Genomic DNA, 7,481 nt, shown 5'->3' on the forward strand with positions numbered 1-7,481 from the left:
GTGGGGAGCAGAGCACCAGGGCGGTGGCCTCGGTCGGCCAACCGGGCACGGTGGTGGCCAGGCCGTCGCGTACGGCGTCGTCGGTGACCTGGGTGAAGACCGTGCCGGGAGCGACCACGCCGGCGACCGCGGCGATCGCCCGGCCGACCGTGGCCGGGTCGGGTGCGGTGCTACCGGGCTGGTCCGGCAAGGTGGCCGCGGCGGCGAAACCGGCCGCCCTCGCCTCGGCGGTGCCGAGCGAGAACAGGTCCATCGAGGCGTCCCGGACCATCACCCGCGCCCCCTCGCCGTCGTCCGGCAGCGGCCCGGTCAGGTAACCACGGATCACCGCCACCGGCATCTGGTCGCACTTGCCCTTGATCAGTTCGCCCGCCCCGGCCAGCTCGTCGACCACCGCCATCTGGGTCAGCATCAGCTCGTTGCCGTACGGGTCGACCTCGCCCCGGTGATCGCGGATGGCGGCCATCCCGGCGACACCGAGGGCCACGTCGGTGAGCCCGTTGCGCCAGGGCCGGCCCATGGTGTCGCTGACGATCACGGCCACGTCCACGCCGTACCGCTCGCGCAGGCCGGCGCGCAGCGCCCGCGCCGAGGCGTCTGGGTCCTCCGGGAGCAGCACCAGCCGGGTCTTGTCCACGTTCGAGGCGTCGATCCCGGCCGAGGCCATCACGAAGCCGTGCCGGGTCTGCACGATCTGGGTCGCGCCCCGGGTCGCCACCACCCGGACGGTCTCCGCCGCGAGCACCTCGTCCCGGGCGACCTGCCGGTCCGGGCCGTCGGCCGGGACGTCCACCAGTCGCCCCTCCGCCTTGGAGACGATCTTGCTGGTCACCACCAGCACGTCGCCGTCGCGCAGCCAGGGCGCCGCAGCCCCGATCAGCGCCGCCAGATCGTCGCCCTCGGTCACGTGGCCGATGCCGGGCACCGGCAGGATCTCCAGCCTCACGTCAACTCCACCGCGGCACGGACCATCGCCGCCGTCGCCGCCTCGTCGGTCATCCGCAACGGCACCGTGCGGACCGTCACGTCCGGCACCAGCGTCTCCGCGTCCTCCTCGGCGACCAGCCAGCCGTCCAGCAGGCCGCCGGCGGCCCGGCTCCCGTAGAGCCGGCCGACCCCGGCGGCGCTGCACTCGACACCGAGCACGGACAGGCAGCGATCGGCCATGCCCCGCACCGGGGCACCGCCGATGATCGGGGACACGCCCACCACCGGGGCGGGCCCGTCCGTCACCGCCTCCCGCAGACCCGGCACGGCCAGGATCGGCGCGATGCTGACCACCGGGTTGCTCGGCGCGACCAGGACCACGTCGGCTCCGGCGATCGCCTCCGTCACCCCGGGTGCCGGCTTCGCCGCCTCCGCGCCGACGAAGACGAACCGGTGGGTCGGGACCTGCGCCCGGTGCCGCACCCACCACTCCTGGAAGTGGATCGCCCGCTGCCCGCCGTCGATATCAACGATTGCGTGCGTCTCCAGGCGGTCGTCGGTCGCCGGCAGCAGGCGTACGCCGGGCTGCCAGCGGGTCGCCAACGCCTCGGTGACCTGGTGCAGCGGATAGCCCCCGTCCAGCATGGTGGTGCGGACCAGATGGGTGGCGAGGTCCTTGTCGCCCAGCCCGAACCAGCTCGGCTCGGCGCCGTACGCGGCCAGCTCCGCCTTAACCGTCCAGCTCTCGCCGACCCGGCCCCAGCCCCGCTCCGGATCGGCGCCCCCGCCGAGGGTGTACATCACGCTGTCCAGGTCCGGGCAGACCCGGAGCCCGTGCAGGCGCAGGTCGTCGCCGACGTTGACCACCGCGGTCACCTCGGCGCCCACCTCGCGGGCGTACGCCCGCACCCCGAGCAGGAACCGGGCACCGCCGATTCCCCCGGTCAGAACCACGATGCGCATTCGCCCATCCTCGCCTACGTGACGCCTTCGGCGTCGCGCCGCCCGGAGAGACTAGGCTCACGTCGGCATCTGTCCGCTTTCGCCCCAGGGAGAGTTCGTGACCAGCCCCGCCGAGCCGCCACCCAACGCCCCGACCCCGGCCAGCCAGGTGACCCGGCCGCTGCGCGAACTCGCCGCCATCGTGCTCCTGGGCGCGAACGCCATCTTCCTGTTCGTCGGGCTGATCCGGCTGCTGGCCCCGCAGGGCCCCTACAGCACGGTGACCGGGCGCGCCGGCAACTCGTTCTTCGCCTTCATCGGGCTGGAGGCGATCGTCCTGCCGGTGCTGGCCGTGCTGCTGGCGACCCACGTGGCCCCGGTCGTGCCGAGGGCGAAACTGATCGTGCAGGTGGCGCTCGGCGAGTACGCGGCCAGTGCCGTGCTCGGTGGGCTGACGCTGCTGATCTGGGTGGTCGGCCGGCTGGCCGAGGCGCAGCTCTTCGACGCCATGACGGGCATCCTCGCCCGGGCCGCCTGGGTGGCGCTGTTCGGGATCGCGGCGTACGTGGTGTGGACGGTCTGGCAGCGGCTGTACCACGTGCCCCGGCCCAAGCCGCAGCCGGGCGTGTACGGCACCCCGCAGCCAGGCTGGCCCCAGCCGGGCGGTGGCTACGGTGCCGGTCAGGCCGGCGGCTTCCCGAGCCCCGGGCCGACCGGTGGTTCCCCCGCTGCCGGTCAGCCGGCCGGGTGGCCGGTGGCGGGCCAGCCGGCTGCCCCGGCCGGGGGACCGCCCTCGGCCCCACACACCTGGCCGCCGCACGGCCAGCCGGCCGTGCCGCCGCAGTCGGCGGCACCGTCCGCGCCGCCGTTCGGGCAGCCCGCCTCGGCCGATCCGACCCAGACCATCCCGCGTCAGGGCGCCGAGCCGACCCAGGCGATCCCGCGGCCCGACGGCGACGCCGACCGCACCCAACGTATCGACCCGGGCGAGAGCCGCGCCTGATCCGTATCCGCCGCACGGGGTGTGGTTGCCCACGGTGGAGTGTGCACCGGGCGGCAGCGCATAGGCTGAGCGGATGGTTGATCGGAGCGAGCCCGTACCGGGCGAGGCGGGCGTACGGCGGGCACTGCGCCGGGCCGCCGCCGGTCGGGCGCTCGACGTCGACGAGGCGTCCGCACTGCTGACCGCCCGGGCCGGGACCCTGGAGGAACTGCTCGGCATCGCCGGGGCGATCCGTGACGCCGGCCTGCGTGACGCCGGCCGTCCCGGCGTGGTGACGTACTCGAAGAAGGTCTTCATCCCGCTGACCCGGCTGTGCCGGGACCGCTGCCACTACTGCACCTTCGCCACCGTGCCGCACCGGCTGCCGGCGGCCTTTCTCGACCGCGACGAGGTCCTTGCCATCGCCCGGGCCGGTGCCGCCCAGGGCTGCAAGGAGGCGCTGTTCACCCTCGGTGACCGGCCGGAACAGCGCTGGCCGGCGGCCCGGCAGTGGCTGGACGAGCGGGGCTACGAGTCCACCCTGGACTACCTGCGGGCCTGTGCCGTGGCGGTGCTGGAGGAGACCGGCCTGCTGCCGCACCTGAACCCGGGCGTGCTCTCCTGGTCGGAGCTGCAACGGCTGAGGCCGGTCGCGCCCAGCATGGGGATGATGCTGGAGACCACCGCGACCCGGCTGTGGTCCGAGCCGGGCGGCCCGCACTACGGCTCGCCGGACAAGGAACCGGCGGTGCGGCTGCGGGTGCTCGACGACGCCGGCCGGGTCGGCGTCCCGTTCACCACGGGCATCCTGATCGGCATCGGCGAGACCCACGCCGAACGGGTGGATGCGATCTTCGCGATGCGGCGGGCGCAGCGGGAGTACGGCCACCTCCAGGAGGTGATCGTGCAGAACTTCCGCGCCAAGCCGGACACGGCGATGCGCGGCATGCCCGACGCGGAGCTGCACGACCTCGCCGCCACCGTGGCGGTGGCCCGGGTACTGCTCGGCCCGAAGGCCCGCATCCAGGCGCCGCCGAACCTGATCGCCGGCGAGTACGACCTGCTGCTGCGGGCCGGCATCGACGACTGGGGCGGGGTGTCCCCGGTGACCCCGGACCACGTCAACCCGGAGCGTCCCTGGCCGCAGCTCGACGAACTGGCCGCGCGTACCGCCGCGGCCGGGTTCACGCTGCGGGAGCGGCTGACCATCTACCCGGAGTACGTCCGGGCCGGCGAGCCCTGGCTGGATCCGCGCCTGCTGCCGCACGTCGGCGCGCTGGCCGATCCGGAGACCGGGCTGGCCGTGGAGTCGGCCCGGCCGGTGGGCCGGCCGTGGCAGGAGCCCGACGAGACGTACGGCGGGCGCACCGACCTGCACGCCACCATCGACACCACGGGGCGCAGCGAGGACCGTCGGGGCGACTTCGACCACGTCTACGGCGACTGGTCGGAGGTGGCCGCGAAGGCCGCCGTACCGCCGGCGCGAGCGGGTACCGGCGACGGCCCGGCGGCGGACGCGGGCCAGCCGGTCGGCGCCGGCCGGGGAGCGAGCGCGGGGGCCGGTGACGCCGACCTGCGGGCCGGGCTGCGGCTGGCCGCGGACAACCCGGCGGCGCTGCTCGAACCCCGGCACGCCGACGCCGCACTGGCGCTGTTCGGCGCGGACGGCCCGGCGCTGGACGAACTCTGCCGTACCGCGGACGCGCTGCGCCGGGACGCCGTCGGCGACGACGTCACCTACGTGGTCAACCGCAACATCAACTTCTCCAACGTCTGCTACGTGGGCTGCCGGTTCTGTGCGTTCGCGCAGCGGGAACGCGACGCCGACGCGTACCGGCTGTCGGTGGAGCAGGTGGCCGACCGGGCGCAGGAGGCGTGGGACGCGGGTGCCAGCGAGGTCTGCCTGCAGGGCGGCATCGACCCGAAGCTGCCGGTGACCGTCTACGCCGACCTGGTTCGGGCGATCAAGGCGCGGGTGCCGGAGATGCACGTGCACGCCTTCTCACCGATGGAGATCGTCACCGCCGCCGCGAAGGCCGGCGTGTCGGTGCGGGACTGGCTGACCGGGCTGCGCGAGGCGGGGCTGGACACCATCCCGGGCACCGCGGCGGAGATCCTCGACGACGAGGTGCGCTGGGTACTGACCAAGGGCAAGCTCCCGGCCGCCGCCTGGGTCGAGGTGGTCAGCACGGCCCACGAGCTGGGCGTCCGCTCCAGCTCCACGATGATGTACGGCCACGTCGACCACCCGGGCCAGTGGCTCGCGCACTTCCGGGTGCTGGCCGGCGTGCAGGACCGTACCGGCGGGTTCACCGAGTTCGTGGCGCTGCCGTTCGTGCACACCAACGCCCCGATCTACCTGGCCGGCATCGCCCGGCCCGGGCCGACCTGGCGGGAGAACCGGGTGGTGCACGCGATGGCCCGGGTGCTCCTGCACGGCCGGATCGACAACATCCAGTGCTCCTGGGTGAAGCTGGGCGACGCGGGTACCGCCGAGCTGCTCCGCAGCGGCTGCAACGACCTCGGCGGCACGCTGATGGAGGAGACCATCTCGCGGATGGCCGGCTCGGGCAACGGGTCGGCGCGTACCGAGGAGCAACTGCGGGCCATCGCGGCTGCGGCGGGCCGGCCGGCGCGTAGGCGGACGACTGCTTACGGTCACATCGGCGCCTGACGTCGAACCTTCGCCCGCCGCCGGCCGTACCTGTGGATGCCGGCGGCGGTAACGGCGAGGACCGCCGCCGGCACCCTCGGGGGAGCTGGCACCGTCGTACTCGATCCGGGCGGCTCCGCAGCCGCCTCCCGCGGGCCGCAATACCGCCTAATGGGACGACGACACGCCGGCCGGTTCGCTGGTCGTAGCCGCTGGCGTGGTTGCCGCGTTCGTCTGGCCCACCAGCGCACCTCCGCCTGTCGCCTGACGACGCCGGGCGCCCCGACCGCCGCGTCCCGTCCACAATGTGGACGGGGCGCGGTCGTCGTGCACCCGCGCGGGGGGCGGGGGTGGCGAAGTCGCGTTAACCTTGCGGTTCAAGATCAATCGAACTTGCCGAGTGGCCTTCCGGGGGCCGCCGGGGGCCCGTCGCCCGCGCGGCGCGCCGCCCGCCACGGGAGAAAACTCGGGCAACTCGCCGGGAAGGGCGTTACTCGGCCGGGGTCTGAATCGATAGGGCAGGGCGAGACCGGGTGGTCCGGACGGCAGTCCGGGTGCGCGTGTCGGGAGGGCGACTCCATTATCAAGTTTGGCTTGACGGCGCACGTATTACACGCGTGTAATTTGAATGGGGTTGTTCGCACGGAACGCAAGAAAACGGGACCGGACGGACAAGCACGCCTTTCGCGTGGGGGGTTGCAGCGGCGATGACGCCGGTGCGCGACAAGGAGGCAACTGATGGACGGCCAGCTCGAGGCGGCCGACCTGCTCGGAAACGCGCCGGAGTGGCAGGAGCGGGCGTTGTGCTCGCAGACCGACCCGGAGGCGTTCTTTCCCGAGAAGGGCGGCTCGACCCGCGAAGCGAAGCGGATCTGCTCGCGGTGCGAGGTCAAGACGGAATGCCTCGAATACGCTCTCGGCCACGACGAGCGGTTCGGGATCTGGGGTGGGCTCTCGGAGCGCGAGCGTCGTAAGCTCAAGCGCCGGGCAGCCTGAGAGGTCGGGCCAGGGCGGTCGGGGGGCGCCCGCCCGGGTCGGCAGGAGCCGGACCGGACGCCGTCGCGGTGGGGGCCGCGGCGGCCGTCGGGCGGACCCGGCCGGCCAGAGTCAGGCCAGCTCGTCCGGGTCGACGCCGAGCAGGTTCGCCACCTGCTCGATGATCACGTCGTGCACCAGGTCGGCGAGATCCTCCCGGTCCATGGCCCGGAACTCCAGCGGGCGCCGGTACAGCACGATCCGGGGCGGCACCTCCTGGCGGCCCGGCCGGCCCGGCAGCAACCGGGCCAGCGGCACCTCGCCGTCCTCCAGCACATCGGAGTCGTAGACGTTCAGGTCGGGCGGTACGTCCTCGACGGCGAACTCCACCCCGGCCAGTTCCTTGGCGAAGCGGCGTTCGAGCGACTCGACGGTGTCCAGCACCAGGTCGTCGAAGATCTCCGCCTTGGTCCGCGCCAGCGGAACGGTGGCCGGCACCAGCCGCCCGCGCAGGCCGCGTCCGTGCCGGTCGCGGTGGGCGCGCCGGCCGGAGCCGGGGCGGCGGTTCTCCGGGCTCGTCATGAGCCAAAGGGTAGCTTCCGGTCGGGCCCGGGCCGCATCAGCGCCGACACCGTGGCGCGCCGAGTCGCCGGACGAGAATTGTGATCACCAAGCCGGGCGTGTCGGAACGCGAAGCGGTGCGCCGGAGCCGGTAATGGAGATACCCTGCGCGCGTGAGGTCACCACGGCGCTGCTCCCGTAATGGCTGCCCCCGGCAAGCGGTCGCCACGCTGACCTATGTCTACAACGAGTCAACCGCCGTGGTGGGCCCGCTGGCCGCCTTCGCCGAGCCGCACACCTACGACCTCTGCGAGCCGCACGCCCGCAGCCTCACCGCTCCGCGGGGCTGGGAGGTGGTCCGGCACGAGGGCGAGTTCGAGCCGCCGCCGCCGACCACCGACGACCTGGTGGCGCTCGCCGAGGCGGTCCGCGAGGCGGCCC

The 7,481-nt window shown here is 73.8% G+C and carries 7 protein-coding genes; 4 read left to right on the forward strand and 3 right to left on the reverse strand.

All coding sequences use genetic code 11. The features are described from left to right. Positions 1–946: coenzyme F420-0:L-glutamate ligase (locus C1I95_RS30195; protein ID WP_111219006.1), on the reverse strand; the 946-nt coding region annotated here is incomplete at its 3' end. Beyond that, the gene (gene cofD, locus C1I95_RS30200) at positions 943–1,890 is read right to left on the reverse strand and encodes a 2-phospho-L-lactate transferase (protein ID WP_111219008.1); all 948 of its coding nucleotides are present in this window, start codon (positions 1,888–1,890) and stop codon (positions 943–945) included. The genes cofD and C1I95_RS30195, both read right to left, overlap by 4 nt. Before the next feature lie 97 nt (positions 1,891–1,987). Between cofD and C1I95_RS30205 the strand changes: the two genes are divergently transcribed. The 3 genes from C1I95_RS30205 to C1I95_RS30220 all read left to right on the forward strand — a co-directional run bounded on the left by C1I95_RS30205 (position 1,988) and on the right by C1I95_RS30220 (position 6,500). Beyond that, the gene (locus C1I95_RS30205) at positions 1,988–2,872 is read left to right on the forward strand and encodes a hypothetical protein (protein WP_111219010.1); all 885 of its coding nucleotides are present in this window, start codon (positions 1,988–1,990) and stop codon (positions 2,870–2,872) included. 73 nt (positions 2,873–2,945) lie between these two features. Continuing rightward, positions 2,946–5,525, forward strand: coding sequence for a bifunctional FO biosynthesis protein CofGH (locus C1I95_RS30210; RefSeq protein WP_111219012.1), 2,580 nt, complete (start codon positions 2,946–2,948; stop codon positions 5,523–5,525). 717 nt (positions 5,526–6,242) lie between these two features. Then, a complete protein-coding gene (locus tag C1I95_RS30220; protein ID WP_013731688.1) occupies positions 6,243–6,500 on the forward strand; it encodes a WhiB family transcriptional regulator in 258 nt (85 codons plus the stop codon). A gap of 111 nt (positions 6,501–6,611) precedes the next feature. Here C1I95_RS30220 and C1I95_RS30225 read toward each other — a convergent pair whose 3' ends face one another. Further along, a complete protein-coding gene (locus tag C1I95_RS30225; protein WP_111219014.1) occupies positions 6,612–7,061 on the reverse strand; it encodes a metallopeptidase family protein in 450 nt (149 codons plus the stop codon). A gap of 152 nt (positions 7,062–7,213) precedes the next feature. Here C1I95_RS30225 and C1I95_RS30230 point away from each other — a divergent pair. Beyond that, positions 7,214–7,481: DUF3499 domain-containing protein (locus tag C1I95_RS30230; RefSeq protein WP_111219016.1), on the forward strand; the 268-nt coding region annotated here is incomplete at its 3' end.

It is taken from the genome of Micromonospora craterilacus (assembly GCF_003236315.1).
In the GTDB taxonomy this organism is placed as follows: Bacteria; Actinomycetota; Actinomycetes; order Mycobacteriales; family Micromonosporaceae; genus Micromonospora; species Micromonospora craterilacus.

Coding starts and splice junctions, on each gene's coding strand:
- cofD (WP_111219008.1), bottom strand. CDS start 1,890: ATGCGCATCGTGGTTCTGACCGGGGGAATCGGCGGTGCCCGGTTCCTG.
- C1I95_RS30210 (WP_111219012.1), top strand. CDS start 2,946: ATGGTTGATCGGAGCGAGCCCGTACCGGGCGAGGCGGGCGTACGGCGG.
- C1I95_RS30220 (WP_013731688.1), top strand. CDS start 6,243: ATGGACGGCCAGCTCGAGGCGGCCGACCTGCTCGGAAACGCGCCGGAG.
- C1I95_RS30225 (WP_111219014.1), bottom strand. CDS start 7,061: ATGACGAGCCCGGAGAACCGCCGCCCCGGCTCCGGCCGGCGCGCCCAC.